Raw genomic sequence first — 20,314 nt, 5'->3', positions numbered from 1 at the left:
CCCCGCGTACAGCCCCGTCGCGCCCGACGATGCGGAACACCACAAGCATCGCCGCGACTGCATGCGCAATCCCACGCATGAGGACACGCACATTCCGCATGCCGAGGTCGAGCAACGCAAGCTCGACGCCGTCGTCTATCGGGAATATCTTGATCCCGCGTTCACAATTCCGAACACCGACCCGATCGCGCCCGCCGACATCAACGAGCCGCGGTACGACCGCCGGGTGCCTGGCGCGGTCCTCTACGCCGAGCCTGGAGAGCGGCTGTTCATTCACGTGCTGAACGCGGACGACTTCCCGCACAGCTTCCACGTTCACGGCCTCGTCTACGGCATCGATTCCGACGGCTCGTGGCCGTTTGGGGTTGCCGACGCTGACGGACGCCGTAGCGACGTGATCTGCCCGGGCGATGAGTGGTGCTGCACGTTCGACGTGACGGAGGAGACGATCGGCGCGTGGCCCTTCCACGATCACTACACCGACATCTACGACCACGTGAACCTCGGGCTGTTCGGCGGCTTGATCGTTCGCGATCCACGGTGCTGCGAGCCCGACCTCGAGGTGCCGTTCTTCCTTCATCGTCTCTCGGGCGGAGCGCACGGACATGGCGCCGGACACGCCGACACCGGCTTCGACAGCGGCACGCTCTCGCCGGGCGGAACCTTCGCGCACGCCTTCCCCGACGAGGGAACGTTCGAGTACTTCTGCCGCTTCCACCCGATGCAGGGCATCGTGCGCGTCACCATGGGGGGACCCGCCGGCGCAAGCGTGTCGATCAAGGACGGCCCGGGACGGTTCGACGCCGACGACGTGACCGTGAGGCCAGGAGGCATCGTCACCTGGACGCATCAGGGCGCGGAACCGCATACTGTGAGTCAGGCCGCCGCGGCGGCAAAGGAGTCGCTGTGCATCAACGGGCGAAGCTTCATCGGCAACACGCCGACGATTCGCGCGAAGGTTGGACGCCGGATCCGCTGGTACGTCTTCAACCTCGACCTCGGGATGATGTGGCACAACTTTCACGTGCACGGCCAGCGGTTCCGGGTCGGCGACGAGACCATGGACACGAGAAGCCTCGGTCCGGCAGAGTCGTTCATCGCCGACACCGTGGTTCCGCCGGTCGTCCTGCTGCCGCTCAAGGGCGACTGCGCGGACCACGCATCGCATTGCTGCGGCAAGGAGGGCGAGATTCACCTGCGCGACGTCCCCGGGTTGCTGCCGAGGAACGCGGGGCGCGGACGCGCGGGCGGCGCGGCGGCGGCTGCCGGCGGGCACCCAGGCGGCGGCCACGCCGGCGGCGGACAGACGCCTCACGGCGGCACACATGGCGCCGCGGGCCATGCCCACACGGACTCACACACTCACGGGTCCGATTCCCATTCGCACGATCTCGAATCTCACTCGCATGATCACGGATCCGATTCGCACGGTCACGGCCACGGATCCGATCTCGAGCCCGGGAAGAAGGTGCGCCTCCGCGGCGACTTCCTTGTCCACTGCCACGTCGAGATGCACATGATGGAAGGGATGGCGGCGCTGGTGCGCAGCATCCAGACCATGAGGGTCACCAAGGAGCTCGCGAGTGCGTACTGCTTCGAGCTGCCGCTCCATCATCCCGACGAGTGTCCCGTCGTCGATCTCCACCCGTGCGGAGGCGGCGCCGGCACGTGGGAGCGGCTCCCCGACTCGTCGATCTTCATCGTGCATGCGGCAGTCATGCGGACCGGCAGAGTGCTTCTCTGGGCGGGGACGGCGGAAGTGGGCGATCCGCTCGAGTCCCGGGTGTGGGACCCGGTCACCGGCACGATGACGACGCAGCTGTTCGGCGAGGACCTGTTCTGCGCTGGCCAGACATTCCTGCGCGACGGACGCCTGCTCGTTGGCGGCGGCGCTCCGGCAGGTTCGCTCGACTCGACGCACATCTTCGACCCAGCGACCGAAACGTGGACCAAGGTGAACGACATGCTGCGCGCCCGCTGGTATCCAACCCTGGTACCGCTGGCGGACGGCCGCGTGATGGCGTTCTCCGGGTCGGGCGTATCGGACGTCGAGGTGTATACCACGGCGACGGGCAACTGGACGTTAGTCACCGGCGCCACGCGCAATTTCCCCGAGCTCTATCCCAGCCTCCACGTCGTGCCGAGCGGCCAGATCTTCTATTCGCGCGCCGGCTGGGCGATGGCGGCAACCGGCAACACGAACACCGCGTACCTCTCGCTCACCGGGCCGACGTCCGGGACCTGGAGCGATCTCGGCGCCCTGCAGTTCAACGACCGCCAGGAGGGCACGGCGGTGATCCAGGTCGACACCTCTGCGACGCCTCCTACGGCACGTGTGACGATCGTCGGTGGCGGCGTTTCGGGAGCGGCGACCGTCCGGAACCCGCAGACTGCCGAGACGATCGACCTTACCACACTCGCGCCGCCGCCGGCGTGGACGCGCACGGCAGACATGCACTACCCACGCGTCAACGTGAACGCCGTGCTCCTCCCGGACGGCACCATCTTCGTCGTTGGCGGGCAGCGCGCCGGCAAGTGGAACGCCGATCCGCAGGCGGTGCTTGAATCCGAGCTCTACGATCCTCGAAACGACACCTGGACGCCGATGGCTCCGATGGAACACCCGCGGCAGTACCATTCGATTGCCGTGCTTCTCCCCGACGGCCGCGTGCTTACGGCGGGCGGCGTCGATCCCCGGCCGGGCGTGGTGGAGCGCGACCAGCGCTCGATGGAGGTGTTCAGCCCGCCGTATCTCTTGATGGGTCCCCGCCCTGTGATCACGGCGGCGCCGGCGGCGGTCGCGTACGGCGCAGCCTTCGACATCGACACGCCCGACCCGAATGGCGTGGATTCCGTGGTGCTAATCCGGCCCGGCGCGGTGACCCATCACACCGACGCGGGACAGCGCTACGTGAAGCTGGCAATTACCGGGCGCACCGCCGCGCACGTGAGCGTGCGCGCGCCGGCGAACGGCAATCTTGCGCCGCCCGGGTTCTACATGCTGTTCATCGTGAAGGCGAACGGGGTGCCGTCGGAGGCGGCTTGGCAGCAGCTCGGGTGATCGTGCATGGAACGGCCCTGAAAGGGTGCGCTTCATCAACATCAAGATCGCATGTGGCGGCGTTTCGGGAGCGGCGACCGTCCGGAACCCGCAGACTGCCGAGACGATCGACCTTACCACACTCGCGCCGCCGCCGGCGTGGACGCGCACGGCAGACATGCACTACCCACGCGTCAACGTGAACGCCGTGCTCCTCCCGGACGGCACCATCTTCGTCGTTGGCGGGCAGCGCGCCGGCAAGTGGAACGCCGATCCGCAGACGGTGCTTGAACCCGAGCTCTACGATCCTCGAAATGACACCTGGACGCCGATGGCGCCGATGGAACACCCGCGGCAGTACCATTCGATTGCCGTGCTTCTCCCCGACGGCCGCGTGCTTACGGCGGGCGGCGTCGATCCCCGGCCGGGCGTGGTGGAGCGCGACCAGCGCTCGAGGGAGGTGTTCAGCCCGCCGTATCTCTCGATGGGCACATTCTCAAAAGCCACGGTAGCGCTAAGCCGTTGATGTTACTGAATTGCTTTGGAAATCAGGCGCTTAGAAGCGCCGTGGTGCCCAGGACGGGATCGAACCACCGACACTGCGGTTTTCAGGCTCATTTTTCATGAACATAATCAGACCGGTAGAAAATCAAAACTGTCTAATCAATGGGTATCAATCAGTTACAGTGGATTTGTCTAACCTTGTCCAGTTACTCGTGGATCGATCACCGGCTCGCTCTCAGCGCCTGAACAATGGCCGCAATCATCGTTTCGCATCCGCTTGCCTCGCTCCGCCAATTGCGATGGTGGTTATTGCAAAAGAAGTCCGGCTTATTATCCAAGGCCAATCCCAGCTTACCATTGCATTGCTTATGACCGCTGCTTTCGCGGAGCCACATGGGCCAAGGCCGAGACGATCAGGCTTTCGCGTATCCACTTAGCCATGCGCAGGAGTCTTAGGCAATTCCTCGCCGCCGGACGAAACGTACATGCGCCAAACATATGTCGATAATGCACCCACCGCGAACGCGCTAACAAACATCGCCAAGCGTCCAATTAGCAGCTCGTCTATGGCGCTTCCGTCCTTGAAATACAGGTCAAATAGCTTATCCGCCTTGGCCACCAGGTAGCCCGCCGCGAATGTTGAAATCGCCTTTCCATACTCAGGAAAATGCTTCGCCTCGCTCTTTGATACGGGAGCCATCAGCATTCCGACAACCCAACCGGTCAGTGCTCCTGTAATCACGAGCAAGAGGTTTAGGCTTCGCGAACTTCCGAGCGAAAATACACCTCCGGCGATTACAGGCACCACGACGAACAGCGCAAGCAGGTACCCTATCAACGGACCCCATTTCTTCATATCCGCCTCCCACACTGCCGCCGAACACATTCATTCAATGGTAAGTCGTCCGCGATTGAAACATGTGTTTCCTGAACTTACTGCAACCAAATTTGGCCAGCCGTGGCGCGAAGGCGAGCGGCATCCGGTCGCGTTCCCCTAGAAGGAGAGCTTGGCCAGAAGCCCCAGAGTGAGCGCCCAAGCGCGATGGCTGCGCTGCTACGGAAGTTTGGGCAGTGGGCATTCAGCTTCGCCTTTGCCTTCAAAATTCTCTTCATAGTTCTCAGAGAGACTCATAATCGCGCCGGAAACTTGCATAAGAGCCATGGTGAGCAGGCTCCCACGTTCGTTGAAGATGTCGTTGTGGCCCGCGCTGATATCGATGGGCATCTTGAAAAACCAGAACGGGTCGACTTCATAGTGCTGTAGCCGCGCCGCAAGGTGATAGCGCAGGTGGCAATGGGAACGTGGATCGTTCCTCTGCGGGAGGTCGATTGCGACACTGTTCATTCGCTTGTTGTCGGGCTTAATACTGGGCTCTCGTAAGCAGTGCCAAGGTTGTCCGAAATCGGTCCCTGGTTTCGGAGGACAGTAGGCCCCATTGGGCTCCCGCATGAGCTGGTGCGTCACGAGCGCATCGCTGTTGCCGTCGGTTACACGTCCCCACTTGCCAAGCCGATAGGCATACTTGGTGGCCCAATCCGCCTCTGAGGTGGCGGAAATGAACAGTGGTGCTTGGTAAGGTGTTTTACGGCGGTGAGGTGCTACCGGTCGCTTGCGAAGCTCAGCGCGAATAGCCTCCGCGATCTTGGAATCGGCCGCCAAGTTGAGCAGGAGGAACAAGTCAGGAAAGAGTATTCGCTGGCCCGCCCTATCTCCGCCCACAATGTAGACCTCAGGAAAACCGTCATCACGCAGCAGCTGGAGCAAGGCGACCTCGGTCATTAGGGCCCCCATTGAGTGCCCGACTACGACTAGCGGATTCATGCGGTCGTCAAGTGTCGGGCGTTTCGTGGATTCGACAATTCGGGAGATCGCTCTCTGAAACGCGCCGCCAAGGCCAATGTGTTCGGCAGCACGAAGACGATTGCCGAACGTGCTGAGATTGAGAAGGGGAATCTGGTGTACCAACCCAGTCCCACCCTTCCAGCCAAGATAGATACCTACCACTCTTCTTTTGGCGCCGGCACGTTCCTCCTCGCGCACTGCCAGGTGCATGAGGATTTGCCTGAAGGAGGCAAAATGACTATCGCTCCAGTCCTTGCCGTGGAACCATCCATGGGTGAAGACGACAACTACTGCGCCATTGGGGCTCTCACGCGCCTCATCGATTAGAGCGAGAGCAGTTTGCAGCTGTTCAGGATTCTTTGAAGAGCCATTATCCTCGAATTCGATGAACGCTACGTCGATGGACGCGTGGTCAGACGGGCGCTCTACTCTTTTGGACCATACCTCCTGCTTGTCGACAGGAAATTCCCATGGCAAATGAGGTGACGGACCAGCTGCCGGCGTTTCTTGAGGATATAATCTCGTGTAGAGTGTGAATGCGGAGGCCGCCTGTTCACTTGTCGTCAACACCCGATTTGTATCGGCCCAAACCTGAGGCACGCCCGTACTCAATACAGACAAGATGACACTAAAAATGAAACATCTCATTGTGCGACGATGTGACATATAGCACCTCGCTCGGTGAGCTACACACGACGGAGGTTCGCCTCTTAGCTGAAGCAATAATTGCCAAGGGTGGCGTGATCTGGATAGCGCCGATCTGCCAGCAAATCCGGTGGTTATCACCTCCAGGCTCGCTTAAACCAATGGGGTTGTTCAGCGGATGGCGACGCGAACAGTGGCACTAGCTTTGAGAATGACAACCTGGAGGCTTGGCATCTCGACCTACTCCTTCTCGAGACAATCGAAGGATGGAAGATGGATAGGTTCGAAGTAGACACCCGTGTTGATAGAAAGGCAATACAGATCGTGTCCTTAAGCGTGGTGTAGCTTCTGAATGGCCACCACGAACGCCGACCAGGGCCGGGCTTGCCAGGTTGCCATGGCAGGCAACCCGACGACAAGATTATCGCTGATAGGCGCAATGGTTTCCAGCGTCATGTAACGCGCTCCGCGGTCGCCAGACCCAACATGATCGGGCTGATGACTTGGGTCGCCGTGCTGAACGTCGTGATGCCGTCGGCGTGGGCGTGCAAAATCTACCTGACCGTCTTCTTCGGACCGACACGCTGAGGCTGACTTGGGAATTCCGCTGCCCCCGATGTATCGGATCGGTATCTTCAACGTCGCAATCTAAGGATCGGCGTACCACCAACGTTTTTATGGAGCAGTCGGAACAATCTTATCTTGATCCTTTTAGCAACGAATTTCCGGCGGACGCGGCGGCTTACTTTGACCATGCTCGTTGCTCGCTGGTCTTTCCGCTATTCTTCTTTTTACGAACTCGTTTATGAAGTTGCCATCGGTAAAAGATGGACGGCGGCAGCTCCTAACTGCTGCATCTTTTCGTCCTTTACGTAGACACCTGCCGCACGGTGGTATGCGACCGCCACTGTAGCGCAGGCGTCAATGACGAAGTCTCCAATCCGGTCGCCTTTCTAGCGATCTAACATCATTTGCGTCGCTGCCTGAGACGTCGCCTCCGCAATCCGACCATCATCCAAGTCAGGGCTGGGCTAAACCTAATTCGGCTGGCTGGCATTTTCTTGCAGGTCCTCAACGGCCGATAGAACTGAGGCTTTCGCATTTCATCTGCTTCAAGATAGCTTTTCAGGAAACGACGCGCCCTGGCTTCAAGGTGTTTGCGGTCCAGTCTGATTTTGCTTCTACGCTGACGATCCTCGGATTTGAACCAACCAAACATCACACTCTCCGTGCATCATGGCTTAAGGGACGAACCGATACTCGTGGTCATCCAAGACGATGAACGTCACTGGTCCGGTCGCATTCTCAGGCACGTAAATATCGGCCCACAACTCGCCGTCACCGGCTAATCGGCCGTCGGGTGGATGTCCGGCTCACCTATCGGGCGGTCGAGATCTTCCAGGATCACGATGGTGACAGCCACCGGATCCGCCACCAAGCACAAGTTTTGATTTGACAGCGGGGCACCAAAAAACCATGATTTCGTGTGCCGCCAACCTTATCTGAAGACTGCAGCTGAAAGCCGTCGCCACCACCGGGATTCCTGATGGGGGAGAGAATAATGGCAATCTGGTGTAGGTGCATCTTTATCCTTCTGGTTGCGCTCGCCACCACATCGGCCGCGACGGCGCTGGACGCGTCGCCCGTTCGGATGCGAGGCGAGATCGTCGGTGTCCATGGCCAGTCCCTGTCGATTCGGACGCGCGACGGAAGAACTGTACGGGTAGAATTAACCTCCGACGCCAAGGTCGTCTTCGTGGTCCCGGCTAAGTTGGAGACGGTTGCGCCGGGCACCTTCGTCAGCACCATCGCAATCCCTCGATCAGATAGCAGGCTGACCGCGCTCTCCGTAATAGTCCACCCGAAGGAGATGAGCGGCGCCGGCGAAGGGCAGCACCCTTGGGACCTAACGAAGGAGACCACCATAACGAATGGTACTGTGCGACGTGCCGAGGCTAACGCGGGTGGTTACGTCCTCACGCTTCGCTACCATGACCGCGAGAAGACAGTGGTAGCTCCATCCGACACGTCTGTCGTGATTTTGGAGTCCGGAGACACAGGAGGTCTACGACTTGGCCGCCATGTGTTCATGCCTGCTGCGTCGCAGCGGCCAGACGGCACCTTTTCGACCACGCTTATTGCTATCGGCAAGGACCTCGTGCCGCCGATGTAGAGCGATGATGTACAACACAACGTAGGCTTACCGTGGGTCGTTTCTATCGAAACCTCTCTCACAGGGGAGCGTCATCGTGGTTTCAAAAAGCACAGTGCGCAAAATCTCATGGCTGACTGGCGGCTTCATATTCGCAGGCGTTTTGTTGGCCATAATGGCGCCATCGGCCGCCGCTGACGAGTATAACATCTGCCATAAGTTGCTGGAGCCAATCTGGAAGCCGCCGACGCATCGTGAAGTTAGTAAATGTACCCAGACCTTGGCCAAGTGCGTTGTTGCACCTCATTGCTGCCTTCCCGCCTGTCAACTCTTTCCCGACTGCGTCATAATTGAAACAGTGATCGAGACCGGGGGCCGCTGGCAAGATGTTCAATGTGAGTTACTGCCGGTCAACAAAATCATTGACTTGGCCGTACGAGGAACGTTGCGGCTTCCGCTTCCAGTGCAAACAAAGGATGCCGCTTGGCTGCATATCCAGGTGCTCAAGGATCGGGCGGTCCCCATCCCACAAAGCGTGCGGAATCTTGCCAATGAAATAATGGCGTCCTCCCCGCTCATTGATGGGTTGCCTAGATTCGACCAATCGCACGTAGGAAAGGCAAAGCTATTGGCCGAGAGCAGCTCGACAGCTGGGATCTATTTGCCAGCTAGATACAATAAAGCTGCAATCACGCTCGACAATCTTATCATAATAAAGGATGACCGTCTAAACGCCTTGTTGACCGCACCAGCGTTCACAGTCGCCAATCTCACGAAAGGTGCATCAGGAGCTGCGCCTGAAGCATTCGTCCGCGCATTCTTACTTTTGCTACATGAACTGATTCATGTGCGCCAGTATGACCAATTGGGCATTGACACCTTCGTTGCGAACTATTTTCTGGAAACTCTCATGTTCGGTTACGGCGACGATAGCTTCGAGAGTGAAGCATACATGCTCAACGAAACTCTCTCGAAACGCCTTGGCTACGCTGCTACACCGGCACCACCACCACCACCACCACCACCACCACCGCCACCGCCACCGCCGGATCTTTCCCGTTTGTGCCGCAGTAAGCCTTGGATGCCGCAGTGCCCCTGATCGTCCAACGTACGCATCCGGCCAGCGCCCCAGACCGTTGCGATCCAGACCGCACCCGTCGGATCTTTTGCGCCAAACGCGTTTGGGCTCTACGATGTGCACGGCAACGTCTGGGAGTGGGTGGAAGATAGTTGGCACGAGAACTATAAAGGTGCACCAGCAGACGGGTCAGCATAGCTGCTTCAGGACGCCGATCCAACCTATCGCGTTATACGAGGCGGCTCCGGGCACAATGAGACCGAGCTCGTGCGCTCCGCCATCCGCTTCAAGCGCCACCGCAAAGTTCAGTTCGACACTCTAGGTTTCACAGTGGCCAGGACCATGAGATATTAAATTCCTGAAAGGCAACACTTCGCCCTTCTAAGGTCCGGCACGCAGGTTGGCCCAACGGGCCTCGAGCTCGGCAAGCGCCTCGGCATGACGTCGCTTGCTGCGTTAGCGAAAACCGCCACGCCCGTGTCGCTTCACGATCGCGATATTGCCGAGGATCGCATTGTCTCTGAGTGAGTAGAGCATCGCCGCATGTTGCGTTCTGAGCCCGAGCAAGGACTTGATCTCGACGGCGAGAGCGAGCTTTTGACCATCAGGCGAGAGTTGTCCGGACTCGATTTGGCACTTCTTCGTGTTTACCGCTGATGACACCGAAGGAAGGATGATGCCCCAACGATCTCGTGCATCCACGGTGCGACGCCTGCCGGCGAGAAGCTCTTCAATAGGCTGAAGACGACGTGTCTCGTCTGACAGGTACTGGAAATGAACAGAGAGACCCAAGAGGGCGCAGGTCTTGAGATCATCCGGATGGGTAGCGGCACCGCTCCACTGGCAGTACTTCGCCTCGATTGGCGCGCAGAACTTCCCGTAAGCGGAGCGGATGCCCTCATCTGCTAGGAAAATAGCGCCGGACAGATTGCTCGAGACCAAATGCTCCGCCAGCACGCGTTTGCCGCTGACGGACGATGTCCGAAGCTCGCTGGGCAGCACGCGCTTGCCTGTGACCGCGCAGGCTTGAAGGACGTCTGGTGCGACGATCCGTCCCGTCTTGGCGCAGCGTTCGGCCTCACGCGGCAGCAAGGTGCGTTTGGTTTCTTGGCAGCGGACAAATTCCCGGCCATGTCCGCGCTTGCCGGAGACTACGGAGGACGCCTCTTGATCAAGCCGATAGAGCTTGCCCGAAACCTCGCTTTCGCCAAGGTGCTCCGAGAGTACATCGGTGCTTGTGAAAGCGCATTGCCCAAAATGGGCAGGCTCTCCCTTCTTGTCGGTGATGGTGCAGGATTTGAGCAATGTCCGGTCAACGACAGCATTCGTGATGTCGGACATGCCAGCTTCGTCAACGAGGAGCGACTTCCCAGAAAGCGAACAGCGAAGGAGATGTTCAGGCAATCCATAACGTCCACTCACCTCCGAGCGCGCCAACCGGTGCTTTAGCGCGCGCACGCCCGACAGTTCACAGGCGGCGAGGCAGTCGGCAGGCACCTCTACACGCGTCAGCGCGCATGGCTCCAGCGCGGGCGCAGTGTCGATCCGATCGGCGGAAGGCGTGACGGCGAGGTCGCTCTCATATGATGCGCCATCCAGCTGGTATCGTACCTTTAGATTTACCCGCCGGCTCACCAGCCCGTCCAAGGCCACAAGTGTTGTGTCAATCTGCGGCGTGAATTCATCTTCCAGCTTCTTGCGCTTCCGAGCATCTTTACCGGCCGACCTCAGTTCAGTGTCGCGCCGCTCGAGATAGAAGCGGTTAAATTCAACGATGTTTGGGTCGCGATTGGCTTCATCCAGAACGAGATTTGAATTGAGACCAGCGACCGCGGGCTGCTGAAGTAGATCCGACATAGCGTCGAGCGTAGCGGCCGCCTGAGTGTGCTCGACTGGATTGCAGGTAATCGTCACGATGCGCTCGTAACTGTCATGGGCAGTTGTCGCGCGTACGCGGGCAATAGCATTACCTTCGAACCCGCGCTGCACGCTCTGGATTGTCACCTCCGGCTTCGTTCCCCTAAAGCCAGACACCCACTCGTCGACAAGCTCCTCTATCCGCTGCCGCGGCTCATGATCGGTATCCTGAACGTCATGAAGGCCGGAAGCCGTGACGCGATCAATAAGGCGAAGAAAGGCGGGACTCCCTGGCCTATAGAGCGGTGCCTTTGCGTAATCAGACCCGGCATCCTCTGTGAGGCGCGCCAATTCTGGCCCACCCTTGCCTGTGATGCGCAAAACACCAGGAGCGATATCGTTGACGGTTCCGCCGAGACTTGTGAAGGCCGCACGGACGAATGGCTCGAGATCCATGGAAGGCTTGATCTTTTCGAGCGTCGGCGTCTGGGGGCCGACATAGCCGTAGCCATCCTGCGACCCTAGCGTTTGTTCGATATTCTCTTTCTCTTCTTCGAGGGTCTTCTTGGCAGCTTCGATACTGCGGGCGATCCTCTCTGCGGCAGCTTTCATGTCGCGGCCAGCAAGTGCCGCAACCACAAGCTCGCGTATCTTTTCGTCGAAACCGGCACCCTCTTCCTCATCGGCAACGCCCGATGCCTCAAGCAAGGACTCGATATCGCCGATGGCATCGGTCGCCATCTGCAACTTGGTCATCAGACGGCCGACAATATATTCCTCGAAGGTGCCGGCGAGCATCACATTGTAGATGATTACGTTCTTATGCTGAGAGCCGAGGCGCTGAACGCGACCGATACGCTGCTCCACGATCATTGGATTCCAAGGCAGATCGAAATTGATCAACACGTTGGCAATCTGAAGATTGACGCCTTCCGAGCCAGCTTCGGTTGAAACAATCGCACGGATTTCAGGCGGATCGGCACGGAAACGAGCTATGGTCTCTTGGTTGCGTTGGCCGGATGATCCGTTGATGATGCCGACCTTGAGGCCGAGCTCCTCGAGAAACACTTGGATCGTGGTCTGAGTTTCACGGCGCCCAGTAAATACGACCATACGCCAGCCGGTCGGATTTTCCCGCTTGAGCAACGAAACGAGTTGACGCAGCCCTTCAAGCTTCGCGCTCGTCTTCATGGGTGTGACAATGGCTTTGACAGTCTCCGCAAGCTCCATCGGCACCGTCTCGTTGCGAGCCATAGTCTGAAGCTGGGCCATAAGCGCATGCGGGCTGCTGGTCAGCGCTTGGAGAATGCTTATCTGCGCTAGCCGATTTAGCTTCTGGATAGGCTTGGCGATGGCCTCGATAAGGGCAAGCTCCTCGGCAGAAGGTTCAACCTTGTGCAGCTGAATTTTCCGCTCGGGAAAATCCAGATTGGCATCGCCGCGCCGCACGCGCGACATATAACCATAAACGATCTTTCGAAACTCCTCCCGCGCTTCGGGTTTGAGGACGCGTGCATTCTCGCGCTTGTCGTCGATGAACCGGCGGGCGAACATACCTTCATTACCGAAGGGGTTTTCGTGACCGCGCGCAACTGTAAGCAGATCGACCAGTGAATAGAGGTCCCAGAGCCGATTTTGAATCGGCGTGGCCGTTAGCATCAGCACGTAGCGGAAGCGGCGCTGCTGAAGAGCTCGATGAAAGATTTTTGCGACCCGAGGTGTGGGATCGACACCGTAGAGATTGCGAAGCTTATGGGCTTCGTCCAGCACCAGCATGTCGAAGCGGTCGTCGGGAATCTTTTCCAAATGCGACCGCGCCGAATGATAGGTCGTGATGACGGCACCTACGTCGTCAGGTTCGGCGGAAACAAGTTTGCTTCCGGTGACAACCTCACCCAGGATATCGAACTTCGTCTCAAGCTCATCCTTCCACTGAGGGCCGAGTAATTTGGGAGCGACAATCAGGATCTTGGCAACGCGGTTTCGGGCGATAAGCTCGCTCGCAACAAGGCCCGCCGATACCGTTTTGCCGAGACCGACATCGTCCGCGAGAAGGGTAACCGGGAGGCGCCGGCAAAAGGTAATGAGGTTTTGGACCTGGTGGTGGAAGGGATCGAGGCGTTCCTTCCAGCGGAACTCCGATTTAAAATCGTCTCGGCTCTCAATCACGATCGGGTCGGTCAGCCCCCATTCCAGCGCGGCCCGATACACGACATAGTCTTCTGGCGATTTCGCTCGCCGCAAAATCTTGGTCTGTAGCCCCTGCGCCGACGCCATGGCACCCGCCCCTTTGCAACCAGAGTGACGCTAGGCGCGGGCCGCGGCAAGCCCTTCTTTGCTAAACTCCCCAAGGACTCAAATCAGCACGCCGTACGGCCTCGTCCACGGGGTGTCAGCGCGGTCCGGCTGTCCACTCGGTGACCCGCGGGCTACTCAGCTTCTGAGGCTCGGCGGCAGCTCGACCACGATGAGTGTCGAGTAGGTCGCGCACCCCGTATAGATGCCCACCGACCTTGAACAAGGCCGCACAGGAGTGCCTAAATGTCTCGAAATGAGCGCTTACAGCATTTTAGTATTTCGCATTGATTTCGATTGTGCGGAAAGATCGAGATGCAGCGCGTTATGCCGACTACAGCGTGATCGTCTGTGCCAGTTCAAGGTAACGACAGAACGCATTCGCCAGTTGCATCTGGCGCGGTGTTTTGCATTCGGCCTCAAAGATAGCCGGAGACGCGACCATGATCGCGAGACATTTGGCACGGGAAATCGCAACGTTCAGGCGATTGGCACTGTAGAGAAATTCCATTCCGCGCGGAGCATCGGCGTGGGATGATGTCGCAAGAGAATAAATCGCGATGGCGGCCTCTTGCCCCTGGAATTTGTCAACGGTGCCGACATGCGCACCGAGAATGCGCTGCTGAATTTCAAAAACCTGCGCGTTGTACGGAGCGATGATAATAATGTCGGAAAGCTCCAGCGCTTTCGTTTTGCTGTCCCTGTCTGTCCACTGCGTTCCTGAAGACAGCAAGGAGGTCACGATCCGCGCAATGGCTTCGGCCTCTTCAATCGAACTGGATTGATTGCCGGTGTGAGAAACCGGCACGTACCGAAGCCCAGTTCCGAGGAACACCCCGGTCGAGGTCACGTTCTGCTGCGCGCATTTTGGCACTGCGTGCAGTTTTCTGTCGTAAAACAGCTCCGAATTGAAGGCGGTAATCGCCGGATGCATCCGCCAGGTCTCTTCTAGAAAAAGACCCTGATCAGGAGCAATCGTCTGACGACCGGCGAGGATGTGATGAAGCGCGGATACGCCGGTCCCGTCCGGATGCGATCCCTGCATGGGCTGGTCCAACTGCTGGGGATCGCCCAACAGGATGACCTGGGGAGCGGCCTGCGAAACGGCCAGGACATTGGCCAGCGACATTTGCGCGGCTTCATCGACGAAGAGAACGTCAACGCTGTTCGCCACATCCTCGCGCGCCCAGAAGAATGACGTGCCGCCCAGGATAGCGATTTCGCCGGAGCTGATCGCCGCAACTGCCTTAGGATTATCAGGATAAATACGCACGTGAGCGGTTTCAGAGTCTTTGTCCGCGCATCGATGCCCGGCCTTGACGGCCTGTCCCGCTGCCAGTGCCACTTCGATCGCCTTGTTGATCAGATTGCGAATGACCTTGTGGCTATTGGCGGTGACGCCGATGCGCTTGCCGTCTTTGAGCAGGCGGCAAATCATGTGCGCACCGGTGAAGGACTTGCCGGTGCCGGGCGGCCCCTGGATCGGTAGTATACCGCCTGAAAGCGCAGGAGTGATCCGCAGCGCATCCTCCAGGGTCGTTTCACTTTCGATGTGCAGCAGCGCGGAACCAAGCCGCGGAGCCAATCGAAGCAGAAGGTCACGGGCCGCCTGATATTCCCCCACGCCCTCGATGCCGTGTTCAGCGACGTAGGTGCCAAGGCGCAGAAGCGATTCCTGCTGCTCCTTGGTTGGAATATGCGTGTGCTCGAAGACGGCGTCCGGATGGATATCCGCCGTCTTCTTGGACTTCTTGATATCGATAGTGAGGTCATCCTGTGAGATGGCGGCGGCTGACCCGAATTTCTCTCCTCCCAGGGCATGTAAGTCGGCTTCGGCGCGAATATCGGTATCCTGCGGAGCAAACCTATACCGATCTGTGGGTATGCCCTGTTTGCTTCGTTCTACCGTCCTCACGAATTCCAGCGCGCTGAGGCCCGCCTTTTCATCAAGCAGCTCTTCGGGTGTCAGCGCCGCCAACCGGAAATACTCCCACCAGATCGCTTTCTCCTCCCGCCGGTGCCAGTCGAGCGAATGCGCCAGAATAAAGCGACCATGCTGCTCCGGCGTGCGTTCGACAGGGTCGATCGGAACATCGTGCGTCAGCCGCTCGATCAGCTCGTTGATGCGCGCTTCATGCTCGGCAATATCGTCGCTTGGACCATCGCTGCCAGGTGCAGGCCGATCAATCGCGGCACCATCTGCAATCGCCTGCGCGCGCAAATGCTCCAGCCAATCCCGCAAAGCCGCCGTGGAATTGCAGTCGTCCTGATTGTACGCGGCCACGGCCTGGCGTGCCGCCTCATCGATCGACTGGGCGTCGGCCAGTTCCAGACCCGCCTGAATAGCCGCCAGCGCTACGTTTGCATCTTGGAGAGGCATCATGCGCGTAAAGGCGTAAAATGGCTCTAGTTTCTTGATCGAGTAGCTCTCGACGCTTGCCCTGATCGCATTGCGCACGACGGCATAGAGATCAACCATAACCTTGCGGCGCAGAAGATCATCCACCTCGGCTTGCCGCGTGGCATAGCGCCCCATAAGGCGCTTCAACGCGCCGGGTTCATAGGGCGCGTAGTGGTAGACGTGCATGTCCGGGAACTCGGAGCGTCTCGCCGAGAGAAAGTCCATAAAGGTCTCAAAGATCACTTTTTCGGATGCTCGGTCGAACGCCCACTGCGCTTCGTAATTGTCGCTGCCCGCCGCGTCGCGGTAGCGATAGCCGAACAGGTATTCGAAACCCCCATCGCCGATGAACGGGTCGCCCTCGATATCAAAGAAGACATCGCCCGGAGACGGTGGAGGCAAAAGGCAAAGGCCCGTTCCAGGGACAATATCGAGCAGTTCGTGGCGCAAAGTGCCGGTCTCGCGCGCTTCGACCTGAACACGCGCCTGGTCCCGCGCCTTGGCGTAGCTGGCAACAGAACCCCGCTTCGGCTTCCATGCCAGGGGCACCGGCATTTCAGAGAGCGCCTTGGTCGTCGCGATCCCATTGGTGCGCAGCTCATTCATCTGTAATGCGGTCACGTTGGCCACCAGACAGAGATGGTCATCGGCGCGCCTGCGCGCGTCGCATTGCGGCTCCCAGCGACACACGTCGCAATGGATCTTCGGATCAGGATAGACGATGTTGGCAGGGTCGGTGCCGCTGTCCACCGCCGTCTGGGCGGCGCACTGCGCCTTACGAAAGAACGCCATATAATCGGCAACACGGAATTGCTGCGGATGAAAGTCGGACCACGGCGCTACGACGTAGACGAACTCCGGCTCGACGCCCTGCATAGCAGCGAGGAGCTGCGCGTAGAGGCATAGCTGCAAGACGGTGCCGCCCTTAGTTTCGCGGGCAAGCTTGGTATCGATAATCTCGTAGGACCAGTCCCCGAAGTCACTCGGTGTTTCCACCCGCCGCAGAATGTCCGCGCGTCCCACCCAGTCCCCGTCACGCACGGCTGCCTGGACGATGATTGCGTGACCAGCCTGCATCGCCTCGCGCGTTTGGGCCACGGCCTCATCCGTAACATCGACGCCCTCGATCAGGAACGGCTCGAAGCCGTTAGCCCTCAGGTGACAGAGGAAGGCCTGTTCGTGCTTCTGGCCGCGCTCGCGCAATATGTCGAGGAGCGGGTCCCAGCGCGCGGGTTTAGGCAGCAAACCCTGTGCGACCTTGAGATCGACGCTGGTCAAATGCGCGCAATAGAGATTGCCCACGAGATCGTGGGCACTGAGCACTAAAGCGGTGCCGACTTTTTGCATGATCCAAGCCCCTCAAAGGCGCGAAGGCAATCGGACACGCGCCCACGCTTGGCCACGCCCGATTATACACTCAACCTACAGATGCCTCGCAACCCCCAGTCCATTGACGATTACGGAGGAGTATATTGGGGCTCCCTTGATTCGCTAGCGGACTCCCAGATGCGTTACGGCCAACCGAGCTGCTTTTCAATAAAATTGGCATGCACGACGTCATGTACCGCCAAGAGCAGAGTGCCACGGCAGCGCCCGCTGGTATCAACGATAACGTTCTTCTCAACACGCCCACCGAGGACCAAGTCGAAGAGTTAGCAGAGAGATACCGCCTCAACGTTCCGGTTCTCGATCGCGCCAACGCCGAGGCTGAGCACTCCGAAGGGCCTGTTACAGTCTACGACTACTTTTCGCGCGACTATGGTGGGAGAGGTGGGCGCCGCACGGTACCGGACAGCATCATTGAACTGACCGTTCCCTAGACGATGAGCGCCTTGCGAGGCGTCAGGGTGACGCCAGTGATGCGTGGACGCACGGACAGGCAATCTAGAAGGCCATCGAGGAAGCTGAGGCCAGGAGGAGGCGACGCCGGGTGGATCCTCTCTAAGAACATCCTGTTCATCAGTGCCTGGCTCTCTTGGTCTCCGCCCTGCGGAAGAAGAGGGATGCGAACTGGCAGTACACTCGCTGGGCGCGTGGTGACTCAGTAGCGGTCCCGAATAAACAAGAAGCCGCTTGTCGAACCGCTTTGTCTTACCGATCACATTGTCGGGAGTAGACGTCCAGGAGGACGGAAAAAACACCGTTTGAAAAACCGTCTTAGTTCGGCCTTCTCAAACGGTTTTTCTCGCTAAGTCCTTGCGAGGCTTGGTGGGCGCACCAGGGCTCGAACCTGGGACCCGCTGATTACAGAGTCCTCAGTCGTCCGATTTGCACTCCGAAGTCGCCGATTGCCGCACCGGTCAAGGCATCAAGCTTCCTGAAGAGCGGATTTCGCGTACACGTTGAACAGAACGATCGAGCCAAAGGTCTCGCGTATTCGAGAGTACCGCCTCCAACACATGCTCAAGCGTAACACCGACAAGCTCGCCCGCGCTAAAGCACGGCCCGATCCCGCCCAATGGGGCGAGGACGAAGTAATGACTCTGGTCGAGGCTGCTGTTGTGTTTTTTCCGGAAGGGCCATTGACGTTATCATCTTTGCGCAAGGCCGCGGCCGCTGGGATTCTTGAAATCGCCAAAGTGGCAGGTAAGCATTTGACCACGCCTCGTGCCATCCGCAAATTGGTCAAACCGTCATGCCGGGCCGCAAAGCCAAGCCGCCACGACTCTGGTTCCGAGAAGACGAAGGATGCTGGGTCATCCTCGATCGATCAGAGGGAAAGCGACGGCAAATCCGCACAGGTTGCAGCCGCGACGATGTTGATGGCGCTGCGAAAGCGCTCGAAACCTACATCGGCCGACGGCACACAACCACAGTCGGCGCAACTGACCCTAGCGTCCTCGCCATAGCCGACGTCCTTACAGCTTACGAGATATCCAAACGGCCCAAGGACAAGAATGACGAGCGAGCCTGGGCGCAGCACGATCTGCTGCTCATCCGGCTTCTCGATCTTAATGGCTTCTTCGGTGACAAGACGGTGAGCAAGCTCAAGGCCCAGCTGTGCCGCGACTTCGTGGACTGGTCCACCGGCGCGCCGAATGAAAACAACAGGCAGGCCGGGATTAAGCCACGTCAGGGCAAAGTTTCCGATCAAACCGCCAGGCGCCGGCTTGAGGATTTGCGGGCTGCCGTTAACGCGTACCATGCGGAGCACACGCTGAGCGTCGTTCCGAAGATTACGTTACCTCCTAAGGCGGAAGGCCGCCACCGCTGGCTGACGCGCAACGAAGCCGCGCGTCTGCTCGGTGCCGCGATTGGCTACGTATGGGATAACGAGCTAAACTCCTGGAAACGAAAGGAAGACGGCAAGCTATTGCGCCGCGAGCGCTGGATCATTCGGCGACGCTATCCGGCCGCCCGCTTCTGCCTGATTGGCGTTTACAGCGCGCGACGTGAGGAAACGATTCGGCGCACGCAATGGCTCCCCACCACCACGCATCCCTGGATGAACCTTGATGCCATGATCTATCAGGGCAAAGGCGCACTAGAGCGGTCAACCAAGAAGCGACGACCGCCAGCAAAGATCGCCAGCCGTCTGCGCCCTCACCTGGTCCGCTGGCGCAAATTAGATCAAACGCGATCGGCCGAGCTGCGCGCGGCCGGCATTTTCGAGAACGGCGAACAAATCCGGTTTGTGGTCAACCGCATCAACGACGGTCAGCCTCTTGCCGGCAAGATCAGGTCAGCCTGGGAAGGTATTCTGCAGGACGCGGGGCTTGGCGAAGATGTTGTCCGGCATTCGCTGCGCCACACAGCAGCAACATGGCTGATGCAGGCCGGCGTCGATATGTGGGAAGCTGCTGGCTGGCTTGGAATGACGGTAGAGCAGCTAGAGGCCAACTACGGCCATCACCATCCGGATTTCCAAGAAGAGGTGGCGGAAGCGTTTGGCAGTCGCGGCCGCGCCTAGAATGGCTTTGTGCCCACAACCAGCGACGCTGCTGGATGCGAATCTCGCTGCGCTCCAGTCTCATCGCCAATTTCGACTTCCAACTTTGCCGTCGATTCGGACGCGCGCCGTTCGGCCGAGTTACGCGCAGCAGGGTTGATCAAGGAAGGCAAGGAGATCCCTTTCGTCATCAATCGCATGTATGATGGCCAGCCTCTCGCCGGCAAGATTCGCTCCGCTGGGACGGCATCCTTGAGGATGCAGGTGAGGACGTGGTGCGGCACTCGCTCCGGCATACCGCGGCTACGCGGCAAGTGCAGGCAGGCACCGACCTGTGGGAAGCTGCTGGATGGCTCGGCGTGACCGTCGAGCAAGTCCGCGCAAAACTACGGCAACCTCCATCCCGACTTCCAAGAAGGAGGAGGCAGAGGCCTTCGGACGGCGCTAGACATCCCGCCAGTCGATGATCGTTGCTCCGCGCATAGTCGATACGCGGTCATTGCCCTGCGAGTTCGATTATCTCGACCGGCGTTCCCGGGCGTCGTCTTCGACATCCCACTGGACCTGTTTAGGGGATCTGGCTGCCAGCAGCAATAGAGAGGAATTGCCT

At 59.2% G+C, this 20,314-nt stretch carries 12 protein-coding genes; 7 read left to right on the top strand and 5 right to left on the bottom strand.

Going from position 1 to position 20,314, the window contains the following annotated elements:
• The first annotated feature begins 61 nt into the window (after window positions 1-61).
• Entirely contained in the window at window positions 62-3,061 is a 3,000-nt protein-coding gene (locus V1278_RS12125) for a galactose oxidase-like domain-containing protein (RefSeq protein WP_334380857.1), read from the top strand.
• Window positions 3,062-3,086: 25 nt separating this feature from the next.
• Complete coding sequence (locus tag V1278_RS12120) at window positions 3,087-3,566, top strand: kelch repeat-containing protein (protein ID WP_334380856.1); 480 nt, start codon at window positions 3,087-3,089, stop codon at window positions 3,564-3,566.
• A 411-nt stretch (window positions 3,567-3,977) separates the two neighbouring features.
• Here V1278_RS12120 and V1278_RS12115 read toward each other — a convergent pair whose 3' ends face one another.
• The 3 genes from V1278_RS12115 to V1278_RS12105 form a co-directional block, all read right to left on the bottom strand.
• On the bottom strand, window positions 3,978-4,400 hold the full coding sequence (locus V1278_RS12115; protein ID WP_334380855.1) for a hypothetical protein: 423 nt from the start codon (window positions 4,398-4,400) through the stop codon (window positions 3,978-3,980).
• A 198-nt stretch (window positions 4,401-4,598) separates the two neighbouring features.
• Entirely contained in the window at window positions 4,599-6,053 is a 1,455-nt protein-coding gene (locus V1278_RS12110; protein WP_334380854.1) for a hypothetical protein, read from the bottom strand.
• Window positions 6,054-6,362: 309 nt separating this feature from the next.
• On the bottom strand, window positions 6,363-6,488 hold the full coding sequence (locus V1278_RS12105; protein WP_334380853.1) for a hypothetical protein: 126 nt from the start codon (window positions 6,486-6,488) through the stop codon (window positions 6,363-6,365).
• A gap of 1,090 nt (window positions 6,489-7,578) precedes the next feature.
• On the opposite strand from V1278_RS12105, the gene V1278_RS12100 reads away from it, so the two are divergent.
• The 3 genes from V1278_RS12100 to V1278_RS12090 all read left to right on the top strand — a co-directional run bounded on the left by V1278_RS12100 (window position 7,579) and on the right by V1278_RS12090 (window position 9,460).
• Window positions 7,579-8,205 carry a hypothetical protein gene (locus V1278_RS12100; RefSeq protein WP_334380852.1) on the top strand — a complete coding sequence of 209 codons (627 nt, stop codon included), beginning with the start codon at window positions 7,579-7,581 and terminating at the stop codon, window positions 8,203-8,205.
• Window positions 8,206-8,281: 76 nt separating this feature from the next.
• A complete protein-coding gene (locus V1278_RS12095) occupies window positions 8,282-9,283 on the top strand; it encodes a hypothetical protein (RefSeq protein WP_334380851.1) in 1,002 nt (333 codons plus the stop codon).
• Window positions 9,284-9,298: 15 nt separating this feature from the next.
• A complete protein-coding gene (locus V1278_RS12090) occupies window positions 9,299-9,460 on the top strand; it encodes a formylglycine-generating enzyme family protein (protein WP_334384159.1) in 162 nt (53 codons plus the stop codon).
• A 258-nt stretch (window positions 9,461-9,718) separates the two neighbouring features.
• Here the strand turns inward: V1278_RS12090 and V1278_RS12085 are convergent, their stop codons facing one another.
• Both V1278_RS12085 and V1278_RS12080 read right to left on the bottom strand, forming a co-directional pair.
• Window positions 9,719-13,396: a DEAD/DEAH box helicase gene (locus tag V1278_RS12085; protein ID WP_334380850.1), complete on the bottom strand. Its 3,678-nt coding sequence runs from the start codon at window positions 13,394-13,396 to the stop codon at window positions 9,719-9,721.
• Window positions 13,397-13,748: 352 nt separating this feature from the next.
• Window positions 13,749-17,162, bottom strand: coding sequence for a TM0106 family RecB-like putative nuclease (locus V1278_RS12080; protein WP_334380849.1), 3,414 nt, complete (start codon window positions 17,160-17,162; stop codon window positions 13,749-13,751).
• Window positions 17,163-17,362: 200 nt separating this feature from the next.
• Between V1278_RS12080 and V1278_RS12075 the strand changes: the two genes are divergently transcribed.
• On the top strand, window positions 17,363-17,635 hold the full coding sequence (locus tag V1278_RS12075) for a hypothetical protein (protein WP_334380848.1): 273 nt from the start codon (window positions 17,363-17,365) through the stop codon (window positions 17,633-17,635).
• An 815-nt stretch (window positions 17,636-18,450) separates the two neighbouring features.
• Window positions 18,451-19,725, top strand: a complete 1,275-nt coding sequence (locus V1278_RS12070) for a hypothetical protein (RefSeq protein WP_334380847.1) — start codon at window positions 18,451-18,453, stop codon at window positions 19,723-19,725.
• Window positions 19,726-20,314: the final 589 nt, after the last annotated feature.

This window comes from Bradyrhizobium sp. AZCC 1577 (genome assembly GCF_036924575.1).
GTDB lineage: Bacteria > Pseudomonadota > Alphaproteobacteria > Rhizobiales > Xanthobacteraceae > Bradyrhizobium.
The sequence above is the reverse complement of the archived record's forward strand: the minus strand, read 5'-3'. Positions and strand labels throughout refer to the sequence as shown.